The organism is Chryseobacterium sp. JV274 (assembly GCF_903969135.1).
Lineage (GTDB): Bacteria > Bacteroidota > Bacteroidia > Flavobacteriales > Weeksellaceae > Chryseobacterium.
Map to the genome: position 1 here is coordinate 4,837,256 of NZ_LR824569.1, position 22,937 is coordinate 4,860,192.

The 22,937-nt window shown below is 35.9% G+C and carries 19 protein-coding genes; 14 read left to right on the forward strand and 5 right to left on the reverse strand.

The window, feature by feature from the left end; all coding sequences use genetic code 11:
• Positions 1-37 precede the first annotated feature (37 nt).
• On the reverse strand, positions 38-1,021 hold the full coding sequence (locus CHRYMOREF3P_RS22300; protein ID WP_077415000.1) for a sterol desaturase family protein: 984 nt from the start codon (positions 1,019-1,021) through the stop codon (positions 38-40).
• A 202-nt stretch (positions 1,022-1,223) separates the two neighbouring features.
• Between CHRYMOREF3P_RS22300 and CHRYMOREF3P_RS22305 the strand changes: the two genes are divergently transcribed.
• The 5 genes from CHRYMOREF3P_RS22305 to CHRYMOREF3P_RS22325 all read left to right on the forward strand — a co-directional run bounded on the left by CHRYMOREF3P_RS22305 (position 1,224) and on the right by CHRYMOREF3P_RS22325 (position 6,758).
• Positions 1,224-3,083: a glycoside hydrolase family 13 protein gene (locus CHRYMOREF3P_RS22305; protein WP_180565552.1), complete on the forward strand. Its 1,860-nt coding sequence runs from the start codon at positions 1,224-1,226 to the stop codon at positions 3,081-3,083.
• 9 nt (positions 3,084-3,092) lie between these two features.
• The gene (locus tag CHRYMOREF3P_RS22310) at positions 3,093-3,611 is read left to right on the forward strand and encodes a nuclear transport factor 2 family protein (protein WP_077414996.1); all 519 of its coding nucleotides are present in this window, start codon (positions 3,093-3,095) and stop codon (positions 3,609-3,611) included.
• The gene (locus CHRYMOREF3P_RS22315; protein ID WP_180565553.1) at positions 3,611-5,029 is read left to right on the forward strand and encodes an MFS transporter; all 1,419 of its coding nucleotides are present in this window, start codon (positions 3,611-3,613) and stop codon (positions 5,027-5,029) included. The genes CHRYMOREF3P_RS22310 and CHRYMOREF3P_RS22315 overlap by 1 nt, the downstream gene beginning before the upstream one ends.
• Before the next feature lie 410 nt (positions 5,030-5,439).
• Complete coding sequence (locus tag CHRYMOREF3P_RS22320; RefSeq protein WP_077414992.1) at positions 5,440-6,168, forward strand: pirin family protein; 729 nt, start codon at positions 5,440-5,442, stop codon at positions 6,166-6,168.
• Positions 6,169-6,206: 38 nt separating this feature from the next.
• Positions 6,207-6,758 (forward strand): NADPH-dependent FMN reductase, encoded by a 552-nt coding sequence (locus CHRYMOREF3P_RS22325; RefSeq protein WP_149387949.1) that lies wholly within the window; start codon positions 6,207-6,209, stop codon positions 6,756-6,758.
• 80 nt (positions 6,759-6,838) lie between these two features.
• On the opposite strand, the gene CHRYMOREF3P_RS22330 is transcribed toward CHRYMOREF3P_RS22325, so the two are convergent.
• Entirely contained in the window at positions 6,839-8,704 is a 1,866-nt protein-coding gene (locus CHRYMOREF3P_RS22330) for a hypothetical protein (protein ID WP_180565554.1), read from the reverse strand.
• A 590-nt stretch (positions 8,705-9,294) separates the two neighbouring features.
• On the opposite strand from CHRYMOREF3P_RS22330, the gene purM reads away from it, so the two are divergent.
• From purM to guaA, 5 genes are all read left to right on the forward strand, one after another.
• Positions 9,295-10,287, forward strand: a complete 993-nt coding sequence (gene purM / locus CHRYMOREF3P_RS22335; RefSeq protein ID WP_077414988.1) for a phosphoribosylformylglycinamidine cyclo-ligase — start codon at positions 9,295-9,297, stop codon at positions 10,285-10,287.
• A 153-nt stretch (positions 10,288-10,440) separates the two neighbouring features.
• Complete coding sequence (gene purN / locus CHRYMOREF3P_RS22340) at positions 10,441-11,004, forward strand: phosphoribosylglycinamide formyltransferase (protein WP_077414986.1); 564 nt, start codon at positions 10,441-10,443, stop codon at positions 11,002-11,004.
• A gap of 134 nt (positions 11,005-11,138) precedes the next feature.
• On the forward strand, positions 11,139-12,656 hold the full coding sequence (purH, locus tag CHRYMOREF3P_RS22345; protein WP_077414984.1) for a bifunctional phosphoribosylaminoimidazolecarboxamide formyltransferase/IMP cyclohydrolase: 1,518 nt from the start codon (positions 11,139-11,141) through the stop codon (positions 12,654-12,656).
• 88 nt (positions 12,657-12,744) lie between these two features.
• A complete protein-coding gene (gene purD / locus CHRYMOREF3P_RS22350; protein WP_047383501.1) occupies positions 12,745-13,983 on the forward strand; it encodes a phosphoribosylamine--glycine ligase in 1,239 nt (412 codons plus the stop codon).
• Positions 13,984-14,323: 340 nt separating this feature from the next.
• Positions 14,324-15,853, forward strand: coding sequence for a glutamine-hydrolyzing GMP synthase (gene guaA / locus CHRYMOREF3P_RS22355; protein WP_077414982.1), 1,530 nt, complete (start codon positions 14,324-14,326; stop codon positions 15,851-15,853).
• A gap of 56 nt (positions 15,854-15,909) precedes the next feature.
• On the opposite strand, the gene CHRYMOREF3P_RS22360 is transcribed toward guaA, so the two are convergent.
• Positions 15,910-16,122, reverse strand: a complete 213-nt coding sequence (locus tag CHRYMOREF3P_RS22360) for a hypothetical protein (RefSeq protein ID WP_077414980.1) — start codon at positions 16,120-16,122, stop codon at positions 15,910-15,912.
• An 85-nt stretch (positions 16,123-16,207) separates the two neighbouring features.
• Between CHRYMOREF3P_RS22360 and CHRYMOREF3P_RS22365 the strand changes: the two genes are divergently transcribed.
• Positions 16,208-17,716: a carbon-nitrogen hydrolase family protein gene (locus CHRYMOREF3P_RS22365; RefSeq protein WP_077414978.1), complete on the forward strand. Its 1,509-nt coding sequence runs from the start codon at positions 16,208-16,210 to the stop codon at positions 17,714-17,716.
• A 62-nt stretch (positions 17,717-17,778) separates the two neighbouring features.
• On the opposite strand, the gene CHRYMOREF3P_RS22370 is transcribed toward CHRYMOREF3P_RS22365, so the two are convergent.
• Complete coding sequence (locus tag CHRYMOREF3P_RS22370; RefSeq protein ID WP_167510741.1) at positions 17,779-17,943, reverse strand: hypothetical protein; 165 nt, start codon at positions 17,941-17,943, stop codon at positions 17,779-17,781.
• A 210-nt stretch (positions 17,944-18,153) separates the two neighbouring features.
• Between CHRYMOREF3P_RS22370 and CHRYMOREF3P_RS22375 the strand changes: the two genes are divergently transcribed.
• The 3 genes from CHRYMOREF3P_RS22375 (at position 18,154) to CHRYMOREF3P_RS22385 (ending at position 21,927) form a co-directional block, all read left to right on the forward strand.
• Positions 18,154-19,800 carry an ABC1 kinase family protein gene (locus tag CHRYMOREF3P_RS22375; protein ID WP_077414976.1) on the forward strand — a complete coding sequence of 549 codons (1,647 nt, stop codon included), beginning with the start codon at positions 18,154-18,156 and terminating at the stop codon, positions 19,798-19,800.
• A 92-nt stretch (positions 19,801-19,892) separates the two neighbouring features.
• Positions 19,893-20,402 carry a hypothetical protein gene (locus CHRYMOREF3P_RS22380; RefSeq protein ID WP_228408707.1) on the forward strand — a complete coding sequence of 170 codons (510 nt, stop codon included), beginning with the start codon at positions 19,893-19,895 and terminating at the stop codon, positions 20,400-20,402.
• Positions 20,403-20,574: 172 nt separating this feature from the next.
• Positions 20,575-21,927 carry a DEAD/DEAH box helicase gene (locus CHRYMOREF3P_RS22385; RefSeq protein WP_077414972.1) on the forward strand — a complete coding sequence of 451 codons (1,353 nt, stop codon included), beginning with the start codon at positions 20,575-20,577 and terminating at the stop codon, positions 21,925-21,927.
• A 39-nt stretch (positions 21,928-21,966) separates the two neighbouring features.
• Here the strand turns inward: CHRYMOREF3P_RS22385 and CHRYMOREF3P_RS22390 are convergent, their stop codons facing one another.
• Complete coding sequence (locus tag CHRYMOREF3P_RS22390) at positions 21,967-22,932, reverse strand: tetratricopeptide repeat protein (protein WP_077414970.1); 966 nt, start codon at positions 22,930-22,932, stop codon at positions 21,967-21,969.
• Positions 22,933-22,937: the final 5 nt, after the last annotated feature.

A 22,937-nucleotide genomic window follows, 5' to 3' on the forward strand; every position in this document is an offset into this window, starting at 1 on the left:
CGGATCATTGAATTTTCAGGATCCGGGGTTATCTTTTTTACTTATCCAATGCTTCAGTATATTCATATTCTGTTTCTGGAACTGGCTCTTTTTTTACCGCAGAAGTCTTATTTTTTATTTTCTCAAGATATTCCTTTTGAAACTGCTTTACTGTTTTACCTGTACCGTCATGCCTCCATCCCGGGGAGTTAAAAAGATACTTAACACGGTCTTTGAAGGAAAGTCCCGGCTGTCTGATATCTTTTCCTATTCTTCGCCATTCATAGAATAGAGTTGTTGCCGGATCTTTAGACTCCATCTTAGGATAAATGCCATATTTCACAGGAACCTCAGGATCCTCCTTTTCGAATGTTCCAAAAATCTTATCCCAGATAATGAGTCCCATTCCCATATTACGGTCCAGATATTTGATATTACAAGCATGATGTACTCTATGATGAGAAGGAGTAACCAGGATATATTCTAAAAATCCCATGCTTTTAATAGATTGTGTATGAACAAAAGTGCCATAAATCTGTATAGCAGAATACGCAACCAGAATATGCCATGGATGAAAGCCCATAAATGCTAATGGAGAGAAAAATAAATACCTGTACAAAGGTTGAAAAACAGGACTTCTGAATCCCGTACTGATGTTAAAATAATCAGAATTGTGATGGGTAATATGTACAGCCCAGAAGACACGCGAGTGATGATCTACATAATGATGAACATAATAAGCGAAATCCTGAGCGAGAAATACAGCAATCCAATACCAGATTCCCTCTTGCCAGTCGAAAATACGGTGATGATAAAAAAACATCATGACAAACAAAGAGAACCCTTTCATGATGATGTCTAACCCATAGTTGAGCAAAGCAAAAAGAACATTGGTTGCTACATCTTTAGTTTCGTAAATTTTCTCTTTATTAAAGTGGCTGTAAGCCATTTCTACAAAAATAATCACAGCAAACACAGGGATGGTCCATGTGTAAACAACATCTGGCCCCTCAGCTTGGAACATACTACTGAAATCAAACATTTTTTCTGTAAAACTAAAAATAAAAAGGGGGATAAATTAACTTTTAGGATGAATTTTTTATGAAAAATTTAAGTTTTTTCTCTAAAAGTTAAAAAATGAATGCCAAATTTTGAAAAATTGCAGTTGTCAGGATGAAAAAAAGGGACATTCTACTATATTTTGAATGTTTATATGAAAATTAAATGCTAAATTGAACACTAATATGAAGACAATATTTGCAGCATTAGCCCTTTCAATAGCTTCTGCAGCCTTTTCCCAAAAAGTGTTGGAAAAAATAGAGCCGGCTTTCTGGTGGAAAGGAATGAAAAATCCCGAACTTCAGATTCTTGTGTATGGAAAAAACGTTGCCCATAACGAGATTGCACTTTCAGATGGAATACAGATCAAAGACATCCGGAAAGTTGATAATCCGAATTATGTTTTTATTACTGTAAACACCAACGAAATAAATGTTCCCAAGTTTACTATTACGATTAAAAATGGCAGCAAAAATCTAAGTTCCTATGCCTATGAACTGAAGCAAAGGAATCCCGGATCTGCCAACCGCGAATCGTTTACCTCAAAAGATGTTATGTATCTTATCATGCCGGATCGCTTTGCCAATGGCAATGAAAAAAATGATTCAAGACCGGAACTTATAGAAAAAGCAGATCGCACTCTGCCTAATGGAAGACATGGCGGAGATCTCAGCGGTATCATCAATCATCTTGACTATATTCAGAATCTGGGAGCTACAGCAGTCTGGCTGACTCCGGTAAATGAAGACAATGAAAAAGTGTATTCTTATCACGGATATGCCCAGACAGATTTGTATAAAATTGATGGCCGATACGGAACGAATGAGGATTATAAAACTTTATCCAAAGAGCTGAATAAACGAAATATGATGCTGGTGATGGATTATGTGACTAATCATTGGGGTGGCTCACACTGGATGATCAAAGACCTTCCTTCAAAAGACTGGATACATTGGTTTGATGAAGGCGAGAAAGGATTTAAACGTTCCAATTATAAAACGACAACGCAATTCGATACCAATGCTTCAGGTATTGATAAAAAATATGCGCTGGACGGATGGTTTGACACCACCATGCCGGATATTAATCAAAAAAATCCACTGGTTCTGAAATATCTCATTCAAAATGCAATCTGGTGGATAGAATATGCAGAATTGGGAGGGTTCCGTGTGGATACCTATCCTTATAACGATAAAGATGCCATGTCAAAATGGGCTAAGGCCATTACCGATGAATATCCGAAATTCAATATCGTTGGAGAAACCTGGCTTTATACGGCAGCACAAATTGCAGCATGGCAGAAAAATTCGAAAATAGGAGAAATAGAAGGATACAATTCAAATTTGCCCTCGGTAATGGATTTTATGCTGTTTGAAAATATGCCTAAAGCTCTTAAAGAAAAAGAAGGTTGGGATAAAGGCATGATCCGGATTTACGATTCCTTTACCAGTGATTTCCTTTATCCGGATATCAATAATCTCCTGGTTTTCTTTGAAAATCATGACACAGAAAGATGGAATGAAATCTTTAATGCAAGTCCTGACGCTTACAAAATAGGACTTACTCTGATCTCAACAGTAAGAGGAACTCCACAGATCTATTACGGATCAGAAATAGGAATGAGAGGAGATAAGACGAAAGGAGGTGATGCGGATATCCGGAGAGATTTTCCGGGAGGCTGGAAATCTGATTCTCAGAATGCCTTCAATCCATCTGCTCAGACTAAGGAGCAAAAAGAATTTTTCCAGTTTACACAAAAATTATTAAACTGGAGAAAAGGCAAAGACGTAATCCATAATGGGAAAACTAAAAATTTCGTTCCTCAGGATGGAGTTTTTGTATACTTCAGATACAATGAAAAAGAAAGTGTAATGGTGGTCATCAACAATAATGAAAAAGATCAGACGTTAGACTTGAAAAGATTTGCCGAATCGCTTAATGGATTTACAAAAGGAAAAGAAGTTATTTCAGGAAAAGAATTTATGTTGCAAAATACTATAAATGTTTCTGCAAAAACTCCATTCATCATTGAACTTGAAAAATAATTAATACATATGAAAAAACTAACGACTGCTTATACATTAATCCTTTTTGTACTGGGATTTTCTTTATTGAATGCTCAGTCGAAGACCGTATTTGAAAAAGAAAAATCAGAAATCAGTACTATGCTGGATGCATTCAACGTAGCTGCGGCAAAAGCAGATTACAATGCATATTTTAATTTCTTTGCGGATGAATCTACCTTCATTGGAACAGACGCTACCGAAATATGGAATAAAAAAGAATTCATGGTATGGGCAAAACCTTATTTCGACAAAAAGAAAACCTGGAATTTTAAAGCCCTTAAAAGAAATATTTACTTCAGCAAAGATGGAAAACTGGCATGGTTCGATGAACTATTGGATACCCAGATGAAAATATGCAGAGGTTCCGGAGTGGTAGAAAAAATCAACGGAAGCTGGAAGGTAAAACAATACGTTCTTTCTGTGACTGTTCCTAATGAGGTGGTAGATAAAGTGGTGGTTGAAAAAACACCTATCGAAGATGCATTAATTCAAAAACTTAAGTCATAATGGCAGAAAGGGTAGGGATATATAATTCGGGGCCATTTGGAAAAAGAAAAAAACCAAACTTATCCATGCTCCAGATTATTAACATGAGTATGGGATTCCTTGGAATTCAAATGGCGTTCGGATTACAAAATGGAAATGCAAGCCGTATTCTTGGTAATTTAGGAGCCGATGTTCATGAGTTATCCTGGTTCTGGCTCGTTGCTCCCGTTACAGGTTTGATTGTTCAGCCTATCATCGGGCATATGGGAGACAATACCTGGAGTCCGTTGGGAAGAAGAAAACCTTATTTCCTGATTGGAGCTGTTTTGTGTGCAATAGGATTGGTTTTACTTCCTAATGCAGCTTCCGTTACTCAAATGTTTGCCGCCAATGCGCTTTTGTTAGCTGTAATATTCCTCGCCATGATGGATGCTTCCGTAAATATTGCAATGGAGCCTTTCCGTGCTTTGGTAGGAGATATGCTTCCGAAACATCAGGGGACAATAGGATTTTCGGTGCAGACCATTCTGATTGGAATCGGAGCTGTATTGGGCTCTTATCTGCCGGACTGGTTAACGAAAATGGGAATCTCCAACGAAGCCCCGGCGGGATTTGTGGCAGATAACGTTATTTACTCCTTTTATATAGGGGCAGGATTGCTTATCATCTCAATTTTGTACACCATCATGACAACCAGAGAGTATTCTCCACAGGAATTCGCTGATTTTGAAGATGGAAAAGAGGTAGAACAACAGGAGTCTAAGTTTTCAGATATCTTCAAAGACTTTGCAGCAATTCCTATACAGATGAAAAAACTGGGAATTGTTCAGTTCTTTTCATGGTTTGCATTATTTACCATGTGGGTATTTACGACCAGTGCACTGGCAACCCATCATTTTGGACTTTCTCCGGAAGATACCCACTCCAAAGCATTTAATGATGCAGGGGATTTAACAGGGAAGCTTTTCGGAATGTACAATCTGTGGGCAATTCCGTTTGCATTTCTATTGACACCTATAGCGAAACTGATCGGTAAAAAGCAGACTCATGCCTTAGCTTTATTGTGTGGAGGTGTTGGACTTGTTTCAATGTATTTCATTAAAGATGTCAACAACCTATGGATCTCTATGATCGGTTTAGGATTTGCCTGGGCAAGTATTCTGGCAATGCCTTATGCTATGCTTATTGAAGTCATTCCACAAAGAAAAATGGGGGTCTATATGGGAATATTCAATTTCTTTATTGTGATTCCACAAATAATCAATGGATTATTTGGAGGTCCGGTTGTAAGTGGTGTTTTCGGAAAACAAGCGATGGATTATGTAGTTGTAGGTGGTGTTTGCATGCTGATAGGAGCTGTAGTGACCATGATTTTTGTTAAATCAGAAGATGAAACCCCTAAGGAAATTGAAGAAGAAATCAAACAGGTACATTTTTAAAAATTGAATAAATTTAAATTCAAAATATCAATAGGAGCGGGCTTTAGCCCGCTTTTCTTTTAAGGTATTTATTAATTGGCTTTAGCCGAAACACATATTTATAATAAATAACAGAATGTAATAGTCTCCCACAGATTTCACAAATGACACAGAGGTTTGCGTTTACTTATATAATCTATTTAGTCCATTCAATTATGAAGTAAATAGTATACAGTTTGAAATTTTATCGCAGATAAAATCCTTGCGCCCTAAAACATATGGAATATAAAAATCTTTGCGCCTTAGCGTTTCCAACCCATCCACCATTTTTACTTTCTCAACTCTTTTACCCCATAAACTTCCTTTCTTACCCTACATCAACTTTTAAAATGCCTGCATGTCTTACATTTGTACCATAAATAATCACAGAAATGAAAACAGTATATCATAAAGCAGATTCAAGAGGCCATGCCAATCACGGATGGTTAAATTCTTACCATACATTCAGTTTTGCCAACTATCAAAACAGAGACAGAACGAATTTTGGTGTTTTAAGAGTATTAAACGATGACACCGTTTCTCAGGGAATGGGATTCGGAACGCACCCGCACAGGGATATGGAAATTATATCCATTCCTCTGGAAGGAGATTTGGAACATAAAGATTCAATGGGAACTACAGCTGTGATCAAAAAAGGAGAAATCCAGGTGATGAGTGCCGGAACAGGTGTTAAGCACAGTGAATATAATAAAAATAAAGATGAAGAGGTAAAGTTTCTACAGATCTGGGTTTTCCCAAAAGAACTGGATGTTGAACCGAGATATGATCAAAAAAGTATCAAGGAAGGTGAAAAGATTAACGGATTCCAACAGATTTTATCTCCTAATAAAAATGATGAAGGAGTTTGGATTCATCAGGATGCGTGGTTTAATTTAGCCAATTTTACAAAAGGAAACGGCAAAAATTATATGCTTAACAAAAAAGGAAACGGAGTTTATGCGTTTGTGTTGAAAGGAAGTGCAAAAATAGGAGACCGTGTTCTGAATGAAAGAGACGGATTGGGAATCTGGGATACTCAGAGCTTTAACATCGAAGCGGTGGAAGACACTGAAGTATTATTAATGGAAGTACCAATGGAACTGCCGTCATATCTTAAATAAAAAACTAAATTTGTAATCTTAAAAAATAAATCTCACCTATGAAAATTTTAGCAATAGCAGGAAGCAACTCGGAAGTTTCAATGAACAAGCAGTTGGTTGCCTATGCATCAACATTATTTGAAAATGCAGAAGTAGAAGTAGTAGATCTGAATCCTTTTGAAATGCCAATCTATAAGCATGAAAGAGAATTGGCTGCTGGTGTTCCTCAGGAAGCTCATGACTTTGCTGCCAAAATTGACGGTGCCAATGTATTGTTGGTGGCTTTGGCAGAACACAACGGAACCTATTCTACAGCATTCAAAAATGTGTTCGACTGGGTATCAAGAATCAAAGACAGAACGGTTTGGAATGAAGTACCAATGCTATTGATGTCTACATCTCCGGGAGGTAGAGGGGGAGCAGGAGTTTTGGAAGCTGCATCGAAGCGTTTTCCTTTCCACGGAGGAAATGTAGTGGAAACTTTTTCACTTCCTTTCTTTAACGATAACTTTGATAAAGGAGCTCAGAAAATTTCTAATGAAGATAAAGTCAGTGAGTTAAAAGAAAAAATCAAAAAGATTGCGGCTATTGAAACAATCCTTGAAAAATAGAATTTTGAATTAGTTTTTAGATAAAAAACCACTCATATTTTGAGTGGTTTTTTATTTATTAGCTATTTAATTCGAATATATTAATTGTCCATTAGTCCCGCATCTCTTAATTTTTTTAAAAGATCATTAAAATTCGACACTAAAGTTGTTGTATCTAGGGCTATTGAATCCGCTTGGTTTTTCATTTTTTTATTGATCTTATCTACTTTAATTGGACGAAGACTGCCATCTGTGGCAATCCAACTTTCTCCGGTTTCAGAATATAAAATATCACCTGTCATTGCTCCCGTTGTTCTATTTTCTATAGGGTTTTCTGGAGGTGTGGTTGTTATTTTATATCTGCCGTTAGGAAGATTCCTTGATATATAACTTGAAATACTCTCGCCTTTTTCAAAACTTAATATTTCGTTTAATGATATAAATTTAAAGTCAAATTCATTTTGATTTACATTATATTTACCTAATTCAATTTTTATATATTTTGTCTGAGGTGCGTATTGTTCAAACTCTAAAATTGCAATTTGATTTGTGAAACCTGTTGAACCTTCAATAGACAAAGGAAAACGAAATGCACTGCCTACTATGTTTTGAAACTGAGTGTCTACACCTGCTACTGGCTTGGTTATCGTAATTAATTGTTGGTTAGAATCATATAGTTCTATTCGGAAACATCTGGCAATGTTGCTTATTGTACCAAAGTAATTAGCATTGCCGTTAAGCATAAACAGGTATTTAGAGGTGGCATTTACAGGTATTAATTTAGATTTTATAGTAGTAGAATGATTAGCAATATTCCTGTTACCTATTCTTGTGTAATCTTTATTAACTCTATCTATCACAAGTGAAGTTGCAGTACCGAAAACCCATGATCTTACCGACTGGGAGTAATCAAAATCTATCAAATAAGGGTCAGGAATTAAATTAGGCCCAAATCTCAGATTAAGGTCTAAATTTCCCATAGGTATATTGACTACTTCCTGATTGGATATTTTCTTTATCTGTGATCCAATTATTTCACAGTCTGCCCCATCGTACATCAGCCAATCTATTTGGCAGCCAATAATAGTCATATTTTGGACGGGATTTGCAGATAATGTATTTACTAATAAATTAATTCTTCGATAGACACCACCTTGTAATTGAATATTTTGATTTATTTCTATCGAATTGGGTTCAATATTCAAATACATGCCATTATCAATTATATTTACAGGATTAACAATTTTGATATTATTACAGTTATCTACTATGGAAAAATCGGATTGACCATTATTACCGAAAAAGCAATTGTCAACTGTCAGATCATTTGTGTTTTTTGCATACAATCCCCATGAATTACCATTTGTTTGATTCTTAAAATTAAAGAAACCGCACTTTCTTAGATAAATACGATTTCTGGATTCTGTAGTGGCACGTTGAGAATCTAGTTCTGTTTCTAAAGAATAAAAGTTGATATTCTCAACGTAAGCATCATCCCAGAACTGAACCATTGTAGGAGTACTATTCTTTTTAAGATAAAAACTAACTGTTCCTCTGCCTATGATGTTGATTTTCATTTTATTAACAGCGTATCCGGTTCTGAAGATATTAACTGAATAGTTACCATTGTCAAAAACTAGATCTAAATTATGATCTATAGCATAATTTCTTACCTTGTCAAATAAAGCCTGTTGTGAATTAAAATTATTATAGTTTGGAGTTGTTGAGATTGGAAACAAAGAAAAATCTTTTGAATTGAATTGTTGATTTTCAAAAATAGCAATCCAACTTCCGCTCGTACCATTAATAATACTCCCACCATCATCAATTGCTGTACTAAATGTCCATTTATATATCAAATGTCCTTTATCGCCTGGAATATAGTAGCCTAGTAATAAAATAGATTCACCTTCAGTTTGCCCATTAGTATTTCTTAATTCGGAAATATTGTCAACTGTTTTTAACATATACATATTTTGATAATTTAAGTTATTCAAAAATAAGATTTAGCCTATATAATAAGCAATTTTTAATATTTATTTCTTGGTAGATTAACTAGAATAGGGCAGTTGTATTGTTATCAGGTATTTAAAATTTTTTTCTAATAATGATTTTACGGTTGAACTTAATCTTAATTTTTCATCTTATATATTTAATTTTCTTTAATGATAATTTTGACAAAGGAACTTAAAAAATTCCTAATGAATAGAAAGTCAATGATTTAAAAGAAAAAATAAACAAGATTGCGGCTATTGAAACCATCCTTGAAAAATAGAATTTGAATATTCATTTAAAATTACTATTTTTGCAAAAAGAAAAGAGATGAAAATTCAGACCTCCTATAAACAATGTTTTTCTCATAAAGGGAAAATTGTGGGCTCTGAAATTCTGAGATAAAATAACGGCCGATAATCTGAAAAGATTGTCGGCTTTTTTGTTTTCTAAAATCAAGTATAAAAGTAATTGAAATATTAAAAGATAAAAAGACATAAGACATCAGATGCAAGACAAGTAATCATCTGAAATCTGAATCCGATATCTAAAAATCTAAGCAGACATGAGCAACACTTACAAATCAGCAGGAGTAGACAAAGAAGAAGGATACAAAACGGTTGACAAGATCAAAAAAGCGGTCGGTGAAACCCACAATTCCAATGTACTGAACCACTTGGGAAGTTTTGGTGCTTTCTATGAGATCGGTGGATACAAAAATCCTGTTCTTGTATCAGGAACAGATGGAGTAGGAACAAAGCTGAAAGTAGCTTTAGATACTAAAAAATATGATTCTATTGGTGTAGATTGTTTCGCAATGTGTGCCAATGATATTCTTTGCCACGGAGCAAAACCTTTATTTTTCCTTGATTATCTGGCTTGCGGAAAGCTTGATTCAGAAATTGCGGCAGAAATTGTTTTAGGAATGGTAGCAGCTTGTAAAGATAACAACTGTGCATTGATTGGTGGAGAGACTGCTGAAATGCCGGGAATGTATCAGCCTGGAGATTATGATGTTGCAGGATTCTGCGTAGGAATCGTAGAAAAAGATCAGATTATTGATGGTTCTAAGATTCAGGCAGGTAATAAAATTATTGCATTGCCAAGCTCTGGATTCCACTCAAACGGATTCTCTTTAGTAAGAAAGGTATTCCCAAATTTTGAAGAAGAATTTGAAGGAAAACCTTTATATGAAACACTTTTAGTTCCTACAAGACTATACTATAAAGATATTCATAAAGTATTGGAAGAAGTGAAAGTAGAAGGAATTGCTCACATCACAGGAGGTGGTCTTTACGAAAACGTTCCAAGAATCATTCCAGAAGGACTTTGTGCTTCTATTGACGAATCGAAAATCAGAATTCCTAGTGTAATGCTTGAATTGGAAAAGAGAGGTGAAGTAGCCCGTGAGGAAATGTACGGAACATTCAATATGGGGGTAGGGATGATCATTGTAGTGAATGCGGATCATGCTGAAAAAATCTTACACCTTTTAGATGATGCTTATGAAATCGGAGAAATCACAGAAGGAAGCGAAAAGATAGATTTAAAATTTTAGGAGCTTAATCCCGCTTTCCGCTGTATCTTTTTCGTCACGGCCTCCGCTTCGCTGCGGCCGCAACGAAAAAAGGATGTCGCTGCAATCGGGGCTAGTTAACAATATTCAAGGCCTTGTCAAGGTTCTAGACCTTGACAAGGCTGCCAAAAAAATATGAAGAACATCGTTGTACTTGTATCCGGTTCAGGAACCAATCTGCAGAGAATCATTGATACCATTGACGCTGGAGAAATCCAGAATGCAAAAGTATCTTTGGTAGTGGCAGACAGAGAGTGTTTCGGACTGGAAAGAGCAAAGAATCACAATATAGAAAGCATACTCATTCCAAGAGGAAAGAATTTCAGCAGTGAACTGGCTAAAGTAATCCCTGAAAATACAGATCTTATTGTATTGGCAGGATTTTTATCCATCTTAAAATCTGAATTCTGTGAAAACTGGAACGGTAAAATAATCAATATTCATCCTGCTTTGCTTCCGAAATTCGGAGGAAAAGGAATGTGGGGAATGAACGTTCACAATGCAGTCATTGAAGCTAAAGAAGTAGAGAGTGGGGCCACTGTACATTTTGTAACGCCGGGCATTGATGAAGGAGAAGCTATTCTTCAGAAATCTTTTGAAGTAACCGCTGACGATACTCCGGAAACATTGGCTCAGAAAGTTCACAAGATTGAATATGAAATATTTCCAATAGCGATCAATAAGGTCCTGGGAAACTGATAATGTAACAATTTGGCGATCATTTAATCGTTACATTTAATAAAAAAGAAATCTAAGTAAATAAAGTAAATTCGGAGGTGAAAGACCCGGATACAGTTTGAAATAGCTGTAAAAAGTAAAAAATTGAAAGTAAAATGAGTAAAAAGAGAGTTTTAATCAGTGTTTCTGACAAAAGTGGATTAATAGAATTCGCGCAGTTTTTGGAAGCTCAGAATTATGAGTTGATCTCTACAGGAGGAACGTTCAAACATTTGAAAGACGCTGGTTTAAATCCTATTCAGATTGATGAGGTAACCAATTTCCCTGAAATGTTGGATGGAAGAGTGAAAACTTTACACCCGAAAGTTCACGGTGGATTGCTGGCTGTTCGTAATAATGAAGAGCACATGAAAACCGTTCAGGAACACGGAATTGGTCTGATTGACATGGTGATCGTAAACCTTTACCCTTTCTTTGAAAATGTGAACAAAAACATTTCTTTACACGAAAAGGTAGAATTTATTGATATCGGAGGTCCTTCAATGCTTCGTTCTGCAGCGAAAAACTTTGATTCTGTTACCGTAATTACAGATGTGGAAGATTACACAACTGTAAAACTGGAAATGGAACAAAACGGTGATACGTACATTGAGACCCGTAAAAAGCTTGCAGGAAAAGTATTCAACCTTACCTCTGCATATGATGCAGCTATTTCAAGAATGCTTTTAGACGAAGAATATCCTACGTATTTAAATGCTTCTTATAAAAAAGTTGCTGACTTAAGATACGGAGAAAATCCTCACCAGACAGCAGCTTACTATGTTTCTACTTTCGAGAATGGAGCAATGAAAGACTTTGAACAGCTTGGGGGGAAAGAACTTTCTTTCAACAATCTTCGTGATATGGACCTTTGCTGGAAAGTAGTGACTGAGTTCAAAGAAGAAATGGCTTGTTGTGCGGTAAAACACTCTACCCCTTGTGGAGTTGCAATCGGAACTTCAGCATTGGAGACTTACCAGAAAACATTCGAATGTGATCCGGTTTCTATCTTTGGCGGAATTGTTGCAATGAACTATAAAATTGATGCAGCGACAGCGGAAGAACTGAACAAAACATTCCTTGAGATTGTAATGGCTCCTGAATTTGATGAAGAAGCTCTTGAAGTTTTAAGAAAAAAGAAAAACTTAAGAATTATCAAAATCGTAAACCCTGTTTCTGACAAACAGACTTGGGTGAAAGTAGATGGTGGTATTCTGGTTCAGGATAATGATACTCACTTCTCTGACGATATCAAAGTCGTTACAGAAGTACAGCCTACAGAAGAGCAGAAAAAAGCTTTACTTTTCTCTCAGAGAGTTGTAAAATATGTGAAGTCAAATGCTATTGTAGTTTCCAACGGAATTCAGGCATTCGGTATCGGCGGCGGACAGGTAAACAGAATCTGGGCGACTCAGCAGGCTATCGAAAGAGCAAAAGAAAAATTCTCCGGAGATTTGGTATTGGCTTCAGATGCATTTTTCCCTTTCCGTGATGTGGTAGATTTCTGCGCTCAGGAAGGTATCAAGGCGATTATTCAGCCAGGTGGAAGTGTAAAAGATCAGGATAGTGTGGAAGCTGCAAATGAGCACGGTATCCCAATGATGTTTACAGGTGTTAGACACTTTTTCCACTAATTAAAATAGAATTAAAAAATAATTAGGGATTGTATTTTTAGCATTCAAAATTATATATTTGTAAAATAAGACTAGATAATAAAAAAGTATGAGAATATTAATCATAGGTGAAGGCGGTAGAGAATCTGCTTTAGCGGCAAAGCTTCAGAATGACTCAAGAATTTCTAAAATGTTTTTTGCTAACGGGAATGCTACTACCGATGTAATAGGGAAAAATGTTCATTTATCGGAAATTAAAGAACTTAGAGATTTCGCAATTAAAGAAAAGATTGATCTTACGATCGTAGGTCCCGAAGCTCCTCTTGTAGCGGGTATCAAGGACGAATTTAAAAAACACGATCTTAAAGTTTTCGGTCCTACTCAGAAAGTAGCAAGCCTTGAAGGGAGTAAAGCTTTCTCTAAGAAATTTATGCAGACCTATGATATCAAAACTGCTAAAGCGGTAGTATTTGATTCATACAACGATGCTAAAGAATATGTGCAGACACAGCAATATCCTTTGGTGATCAAAGCTAGTGGTTTAGCAGGTGGAAAAGGTGTTGTTATTTGTGACAATCTTGAAGAAGCTGAAGCTACTATCCACGACTTCATGATCAGAAGAATCTATGGAGATGCAGGAATCCGTTTAGTTATTGAAGAATATTTACAAGGTTTTGAAGCGTCTATCATTGCTTTCTCTAACGGGGAAAAATTGTTCCCATGTGTAGCAGCAAAAGACTATAAAAAAGCTGGAAACGGAGATACAGGACCTAATACAGGAGGTATGGGTTCAATAGCACCAAGCCCGGAATTTACTCAGGAGCATTATGCAGATTTTGAGAAAAATATTTTAGAACCAACTATTAAAGGTCTTAAAGCTGAAGGTTTCGGATTTAAAGGAATCATCTTCTTCGGATTGATGGTTACGAAAAACGGAGCTTACCTTCTTGAATACAACATGAGATTTGGAGATCCTGAAACTCAGGTATTGATGGCGCTTATGGAAAACAATCTTTTGGATGTGATCCAGGATTGTATGGAAGGAAAAGACATTGAGCTTAAATTTAAAGACGAAAAAGCAATTTGCCTTGTAATGTGTTCAGGAGGTTATCCAAGAAACATCGAAACAGGTTTCGAAATTACAGGGGAAGATAAGCTGAAACATAGTAAACTTTTATATGCAGGAGCTATCAGCAAAGGAGACAAAGTGGTTTCCAACGGGGGTAGAGTTCTGAACATTGTAGCTACAGGTGCTACTTTCGAAGATGCCCGCAAAAAGGTTTACGAAGACGCAAGTCATGTACATTTCGATTACGGCTTCTACAGAGACGACATCGGAAAGTTTTAATAAAATCACGAAAAAAGATTTGGAGCAATTCCAAGTCTTTTTTTGTAAAACGGTTGAATAAGCAGTAGGCTTTAGCAATAAGCCGTAGATTTTCTAAGTTTTATATTCTATCAATAGAATCGAGCTTTAGCCCGATTGATTATAAAAAAATAGCGATAGAAATGGCTTTAGTCCAAACCTAAATAAATTGCTGAAACAGTTTTTGAGTGAATATTTTGATTAACAGATATGATACAGGCTTTGTCATTCCGTAGGAATCTCAAAAGTATCGTGAAACTCTAATACAATTAAACAATCAAAAGAATCCTCATTATTTATAATTTATAAATCATAATTCAAAATGAACAACGGTATTATTATTTTAGATTTCGGATCCCAGTACAACCAGCTTATCGGAAGAAGAATCCGTGAGATGGGTGTATACTCTGAAATCTTACCTTACAATACACCATTACAAGATATTTTAGCAAAACAGCCAAAAGGAATTATTCTTTCCGGTGGACCAAGCTCTGTGAATGCAGAAAACGCTCACCTGGTTGAAAAAGAATTATACGAACAAGGAGTTCCTGTATTGGGAATCTGCTACGGAATGCAGATGACAGCTCACCTTTTAGGAGGAAAAGTAAATAAAGGAGAAAAGGGAGAGTATGGTAAAGCAAACCTTGAGATCGTAAAAGAAAGCTCTTTATTGAAAGGAGTGACTCAGAACTCTGTAGTTTGGATGAGCCATTTTGACGAAGTAGGAGAATTGCCTGCAGGTTTTGAATTGAACGCAAAATCAGGAGTAATTGCTTCTATCTCTAACGAAGAAAGTAAAATCTACTGTGTTCAGTTCCACCCGGAAGTATCTCATACTGAAGAAGGAGGAAAAATGCTTGAAAATTTCGTTTTTGGAATCTGTAACTCAGAGAAAAACTGGAAACTGACTAACTATATTGAAAAAACAGTTGAGGAAATCCGTGAGAAAGTAGGAGACAACAAAGTAATCCTTGGTCTTTCAGGTGGTGTTGACTCTTCTGTAGCGGCAGTTTTGATCCACAAAGCAATCGGTGATCAGTTGACTTGTATCTTTGTAGATACGGGATTATTGAGAAAGGATGAGGGCAAAAAAGTAATGGATCAGTATGGAGAGCATTTCCATATGAACATTAAAATGGTGGATGCTCAGGAAAGATTCCTTACAAAATTAGCTGGTGTTGATGATCCTGAAGCAAAAAGAAAAATCATCGGAAACGAATTTATCCATGTTTTTGATGAAGAATCACACAAAATTGAAGGCGCTAAATTCCTTGCACAGGGTACTATTTACCCTGACGTTATTGAGAGCCAGTCTGTCAACGGACCATCAGCAGTAATCAAGTCTCACCACAACGTTGGTGGACTTCCTGAAGATATGGACTTCGAATTGTTAGAGCCGCTAAGAGAGCTTTTCAAGGACGAAGTAAGAAGAGTAGGAGAAGAATTAGGTATTCCTCACCACATGGTATACAGACACCCTTTCCCAGGTCCTGGATTAGGAATCAGAATATTGGGCGCTGTAGATGCTGAAAAAGTAAGAATCCTTCAGGAAGCTGATGATATCTTCATCGAAGAATTATACAAAAATGACCTTTACGAAAAAGTATCTCAGGCATTTGTAGTTCTTCTTCCGGTAAAATCTGTAGGAGTAATGGGAGATGAAAGAACGTATGAATATACTGCTGTAGTTCGTTCTGCCAATACCATCGACTTTATGACGGCAACGTGGAGCAGACTTCCTTATGAGTTCTTAGATACTGTTTCAAGCAGAATCATCAACGAAGTAAGAGGAATCAACAGAGTAGCGTACGATATTTCAAGCAAACCACCTGCAACTATTGAGTGGGAATAATCTTTGACTTGAATTTAAAATATAAATCCTGCCCGCTTTGGGTGGGATTTTTTTGTTTATAATGGAAATTCTGTTTCTAAAAACTTCAATGCGGCTATTCCATATTCTGTCTTTTGCAAACAAGAACGATGAACTCCTTCATCATTGAATAAGTAAAATTTATGATTCTTATCGGAGGTAAAAGGTGGAAATAGGACAATATCCTGTCCTTCATCTAAAGTTTTTTTGCAAACAGGGCATTTACTTTGATTCAGAAAAATTATTGCCATTTCTAATTGATATTTTGGTTAATGTTTTGCTTAGTAATAGCCTATTAAAACAAATTTTCACTAAATTTAAGTAAAATTATATCAAATGCAAATAGAAACGAGACCCCTGACTGTTCAGGATTATGATGAATTGGTAGTGACAATGAAAAGGGCGTATCCTCAGATGTCTGAATCTATCTGGTCTAAAAAAAGTATAGATAAACTTACGAGAATATTTCCTAAAGGTCAGATTTGTATCACTGTAGACGGGAAATTGGCTGCCGTAGCACTGTCCATTATTGTGAATTATGATGAATTTGGGGACGACCATACCTATGTTGATATTACAGGAAATTATACATTCAATACCCATTTGTCAACAGGAAATGTATTGTATGGGATAGAAGTTTTTGTTGATCCTGAATTTCGGGAACTGCGCCTGGGAAGAAGATTGTATGATGCCAGAAAAGAATTGTGTGAGCTGCTCAATCTAAAATCAATTATTCTGGGTGGAAGAATTCCGAACTATCATAAATATAGTGATGAGATTTCTCCAAGAGAGTATATCCGAAGAGTAAGAGATAAGGAAATTTATGATCCGGTATTGTCTTTCCAGCTTTCCAATAACTTCCTTCCCATAAAGATTCTGAAAAAATATCTTCCTGAAGATGAATCATCACTGGAAAACGCTGTTTTGCTGCAGTGGAACAATATCTATTACAGCAAAAAGCCCAATACAATGCAGGATAGTATCATCCGCTTAGGATTAGTACAATGGCAGATGAGGCATTTTAAAAATATCGATGCTTTTTATGAGCAGGTAGAATTCTTTGTTAATGTAATGGGAGACTATAAGTCAGACTTTGTTCTTTTCCCCGAACTTTTTAATACTCCGCTTTTAGCACCCTTCAATAAGCTTTCAGAAAGAGACAGTATGATCGAGCTGGCTAAATTAAGTGAGGAAATAAAAAATAAAATCTCTGAACTGGCGATCAGTTACAATGTCAATATTATTTCCGGAAGCATGCCTGTTTTTGATCATGATAATAATGATTTATATAATGTCAGCTATCTGTTGCATCGTGATGGACGTATTGATGAATACCGAAAAATCCATATCACTCCAAATGAAAAAAAGTATTATGGAATGAAAGGAGGAAACGAAATCCGGGTTTTTGATACCGATTGTGGGAAAATAGGACTTGTAATTTGCTATGATGTAGAATTTCCGGAGTTACCAAGAATTCTGGCTGATCAGGGGATGAAGATTCTTTTTGTTCCTTACCTTACAGATACCCAGAATGCTTATATCAGAGTGCGTCACTGTGCTGCTGCGAGAGCGATTGAAAATGAATGTTATGTAGCTATTGCGGGTTGTGTAGGTAACTTACCGGGAGTAAACAATATGGATATTCAGTTCGGACAGGCTGCTGTATTTACCCCTTCAGATTTTGCTTTCCCTTCTAATGGTGTAAAAGGTGAGGCTACTCCCAATACAGAAATGACCCTGATTGTTGATGTAGACCTGAACTTATTGAAGGATCTTCATCATAACGGCTCGGTTCAGGTGATGAAAGACCGTAGGAAAGACCTGTATGAGACTTATCTTAAATAATAAAACAGAATGCATTAGCATTCTGTTTTTATTTTACCTAAAATTTTCTTTGAGTGGGTTGATTACATGTACTGAGGACATACTACAGCAGGGCAGATCAATTTTGGACATCTTGGTCTTCCGTCTGTAGGGCAGCATTGGTTGGAGCAGTTTCCGATAATGATTCCGCTTCCTGCAATCCCTTTTAATTGCTCTCTTGAAAGTTTGTTGTTACGTAAATTTTTCATGTTGTAATACTTTTGGTTTGTTTTATTTGTACGCTGTAAATATATTAATTTTTATGATATATGATGGTTTTTGTTGTTATTGATGTATTTTATTCTTTAAAAGGTTGATTACGTGTTGTTGTTTTTAACTTTCCATGTTGATGTTGTTGTAATAATTCTTTTCATAAAGGAACAATTTTTGGAGTAAATTGCACCTACTATTGATAGACTATGTTTGACAAACAGCAAAGAAAACTGAAAAGATCCGCAAGACTGATTTCCGTATTGAGTAAATATGGTTTCAAAGATATGCTGGCAAGGATGAATGGAGGAAATAAGCCGGAAGAAACTTCCGGTTCAGACGAGATTATTTCAAAAGGAACCGTTTACGAAAGAATAAGACTGGCTCTTGAAGAGCTTGGCCCTACTTTTGTAAAATTGGGTCAGACATTCAGTAACAGAGAAGATTTATTACCACCGGAATTGATTCAGGAGCTGCAGAAACTTCAGGACAAAGTGGAAACAGTAGATATGGACGTAGAAGAAGCGCTGGAAAGTGAATTCAATATTTCCGTGAAAGACTGTTTCCGTGAAATCCAGAAACAACCTCTGGCTACAGCTTCTATAGCACAGGTGTATAAAGCAATTTTGCTGGATGGCAGTCCGGTGATTTTAAAATTGAGAAAGCCTGATGTGCAGTCAGTTATTGAAGATGATCTACTTTTGATCAAAGACATTGAAAAGCTGATCTCTGCCTATTCCGAAATAGGAGAAAAACTTAATCTGAAACAGGCCATTTCTACCTTTGAAAGATCATTGCTTGAAGAGGTTTCTTTGACTAATGAAAGGAATAATATACTGCAGTTCCGTCTGAATTTTAAGAACAATAAAGAAACATATGTTCCCAAAGTCTACGAAGAATTTTCCAACAACAATATTCTTTGCATGGAATTCATCGACGGGATAAAGGTAACAGACAAATCGGTACTTCTGGCTAATGATATTAGTCCTGTAAAAGTTTCCGAAGCAGGATTAAGGCTGTTTGTATCGCAGATCTTAGACTATGGATTCTTCCATGCTGATCCTCATGCCGGCAATATTTTGGTGAAAAAAGACGGTAAAATAGTTTTCATAGATTTTGGGGCAGTGGGAAAAATTCAGCCTAATGATAAAGAAATTCTTGAAAATCTTATCGTAAGTTTTGTTGCCAAAAACTCTCATAAAATAGTACGGTCACTCAAAAAAATGGCCATAAGCTATGAAATACCGGATGAAAGGAGGTTTGAAAATGATGTAGAAGATATTTTGAATTTTGTTCACAGCTCATCACTGCAGGATATCAATGTACAGGTGATCATCAACAAGATGAAGGATATTTTAAAGGATAACAGGCTCTATATGCCGGATTATTTCTATCTTTTATTCAAAGGTATCAGCTTAATAGAAGGTGTTGGAAGAAGCATAAACCCAGATCTGGATATCGTTAAAAGTCTTCATCCTTACACAAAAAAGATTTTCACAAAAAAAATAAATCCTAAGAATCTTTTAAAAACAGGAATGGACCGGATGATGAATTTTACAGATAATGTAGATGAAATCCCAAAAGAGCTCCGTTCTGTTCTTCAAAAACTGGATGAAAACAAATTTACGGTATCCAGTGAGATCAAGAATATAGACAAAACCAACCAGCTGATTAAATCCAGTGTTGTCAATTTGATTCTGGCTATGGTCTTAGGCGCAAATATAATTGCAACAGCCATCGTTTTTAGCTCAGAATCCGGTCCGAGAATAGGAGAATTATCTTTAGTGGCAGTCTTAGGTTTTGTATTTTCAATTATTCTGGTCTTAATACTTTTACTGAGAGTGACAAGGAAGTGATACACAAACTAAAAATGAAAGAATTACAATTCTTCTATTCCGCACCATAAAACCCGAATCAAGGATCTCGCAACTAAAAACCAAAACCTACCATGAAAACAATTATTATAACAGCAATCACCTTATTCAGTTCATTTTGTATGGCTCAGGAAGCCAGTGCAGAGAATATTCAGGGAGATTTTGACGGAAACGGAACCAAAGAATATGTCTATACAAAAGTCAGTGACTGTGGTGACGAATGTGAAGGAAAGTGTGAAACAACTATTTACTTCAGTGATAAAAATATAAAGCCTATAACAATTTCACCAGCCAATCAAGGAAGCCTGTATAATCTGGGAGACCTTAATGGAGATGGAAAAGAGGAGATTGGTTTTTATCCCAACTGGTGTACCAGCTGCTGGCATCCGTTTTATGTTTATACTTTAAGTAAAACTGGATGGCAACCGTTATTGCCCTCTATTTCAACTCACTGTAATCAATGGGAAGAAGATAAATTCCCCATCAAAAAAGATCCGAAAAAGAAAGGATACGTTATCGTTACCTCCAGCAAATGGGAAGACGACGATATTAAAACTATCAGTAAAAGTGTGAAAGTAAATTAAAGAGTTAAGTAGTTGCTAGTTGCTAGTTAATCAGTTGTTTTTCCGGATAACTCAAGTTTTTTTGTTTTTTCTCTTCGAGAAAATTGGCAATTCACTTGAGACGCAAAATTCACTATTGACCAATTCCTTACCTCTAATTTTTAACTTCTAATTAAATACCTATCTTTGCAAAATGGAAAAACTCACTTTTGCAGATTTTGACCTGCCGGTTAAAATTCTTGATGTTTTAGCAGATTTGGAATTATTTGAACCTACACCCATTCAGGAGAAGAGCTTAAAGCCTATTCTTTCAGGAAGAGATGTGATGGGAATTGCGCAGACCGGAACCGGAAAAACATTAGCTTACCTTTTGCCCGTTCTGAAAACATGGAAATACAGCAAAACAGGAAATCCAACTGTTTTGGTGCTTGTTCCTACAAGAGAATTGGTGGTACAGGTAACTGAAATTATTGAGAAACTGACAGAAAATATTACTGCAAGAGTAATCGGAATATACGGAGGAAAAAATATCAATACTCAAAAACTATTGTTCAACGATGGTTGTGATATTTTGGTAGGAACACCCGGAAGAGTGATGGACCTTTCCATAGACAATGCTATTTCTCTTAAAGAAGTTCAGAAATTGGTCATTGATGAATTTGATGAGATGCTTAACTTAGGTTTCAGACCGCAGCTTACTCATATTTTTGAAATGATGAAAGCAAAGAGACAGAACATCCTTTTCTCTGCAACCATGACGGAAGCAGTAGATGAAATGCTGGATGTATACTTTGCAAGCCCAATTGAAATTTCATTGGCAAAATCAGGAACGCCGCTTGAGAAAATTGAACAGACTGCTTATAAAGTAGAAAACTTTAATACTAAGATCAACTTACTTGAACATTTACTGAAGAGCGATACAGATATGTCCAAGGTCTTGATTTTTAATAATAATAAAAGACATGCCGACATGCTCTTTACTAAAATTGATGAGCTTTTCCCTGGACAGTTTGACGTGATTCACTCTAATAAGTCTCAGAACTACAGACTTAAGGCTATGAAAAGCTTTGAGAATGAAGAAGTGAGAGGTTTGATTACTACAGATGTAATGGCAAGAGGTCTTGATATTTCCAATGTTACGCATGTTATCAACTTTGAGACACCGGATATTCCTGAACAGTACATTCACAGAATCGGTAGAACGGGTAGAGCAGACAAAGAAGGGAAAGCGGTTACTTTTGTAACTAAAAAAGAAGAACCTTTGATTCTTGATATTGAGCTATTGATGGATAAAGATCTGAAATTTAATGAATTCCCGGAAGGAGTTAAGATCAATCCTAAAAAGATCGCTGATGAAGAAGATCAGATTGTTATGAAAAATCCTGCACAGGTAAAACTGAATGATGGAGGAGGAGCATTCCATGATAAGAAAGCTAAAAATACTAAAGAAAACTGGGGTGGTCCTTCCAAAAGAAAAGCACCTAAGAAGTTTGGAGCTAACAGGTCCCAACAGAAAGCAATATCAAAATCGAAAAGAAAGAAATAAAATAAAAACGATTCCCATATCAGGAATCGTTTTTTATTTTTAATCGAATTGAATATTGTTGCTTTTTAAAATTTCTTTAAACTTATCTGTTTTACCTTCTTCTTTCATACTCTTATAAATATATCCTATCATTTTTTCAGCATCCGATCGGTAAGGCGATTTTTGTTCAGAATAAATCCTGTATGCTTTACAAATATTATCAAGACCTTTTTCATTATTCTTCAGATGAGTAAAGTAGACCTGTCCCATTCCATAATAAACTTCCGGATCACCGGGATATACTTTATCAAAATCGTTATACGCATCAATAGCTTTCTGATATTCCTTTTTATAAACATACGTTATTGCTATATTCTGTAATGGCATTTTACCTTTTGGATCAGCAGCCAATGACTGTTTATAAGCGTTAAGAGCTTTATCATATTCCCCTATTCTTCTATAGGAAATTCCCAGATTATCCCATGCGTAAATAAATTTTGGATCAATTTTTACTGCTTGTTCATAATTTTGAATAGCTTCTTTCCAGTTTTCCGCTTTTCCTGCATCAACGCCTTTTTCATAGAAATCAACGGCCGTATCATTTTTTGAGAACTTGTCATAACTGGTTTCAGTAGTTTTGGTAGCTCTTTGCACGCTCTCGCAGTTTTGCATCAGATAACGTTCAAGCTCATTATAGCTGTCCTTGTATTGCTGTGAATTCTTATTCGTATTAAAAGTCAGGTTAATCTGCTTTTTCCCGTTTACTTTAGGTGCTTTTTCAGATTCTTTTTCTGCTCCTTTCAAAAGTGTTGAGATCTGAAGCGCTCCCGTGTATTTGTCAATACATTCATGAACATCTTTTATGATATCTTCCTTCTTCCTGTTTGCCAAATGAATAGAATCAGCACATTTACAGGCATTTTCTGAGAGCTCCTGAAGAACTGTTTTTTCATTGGGTTTCTCCTGAGAAAATGAAAGAGAGTAGAATAAAACGAAAAATAAAATGGTTATTGTTTTTTTTATCATGGGTT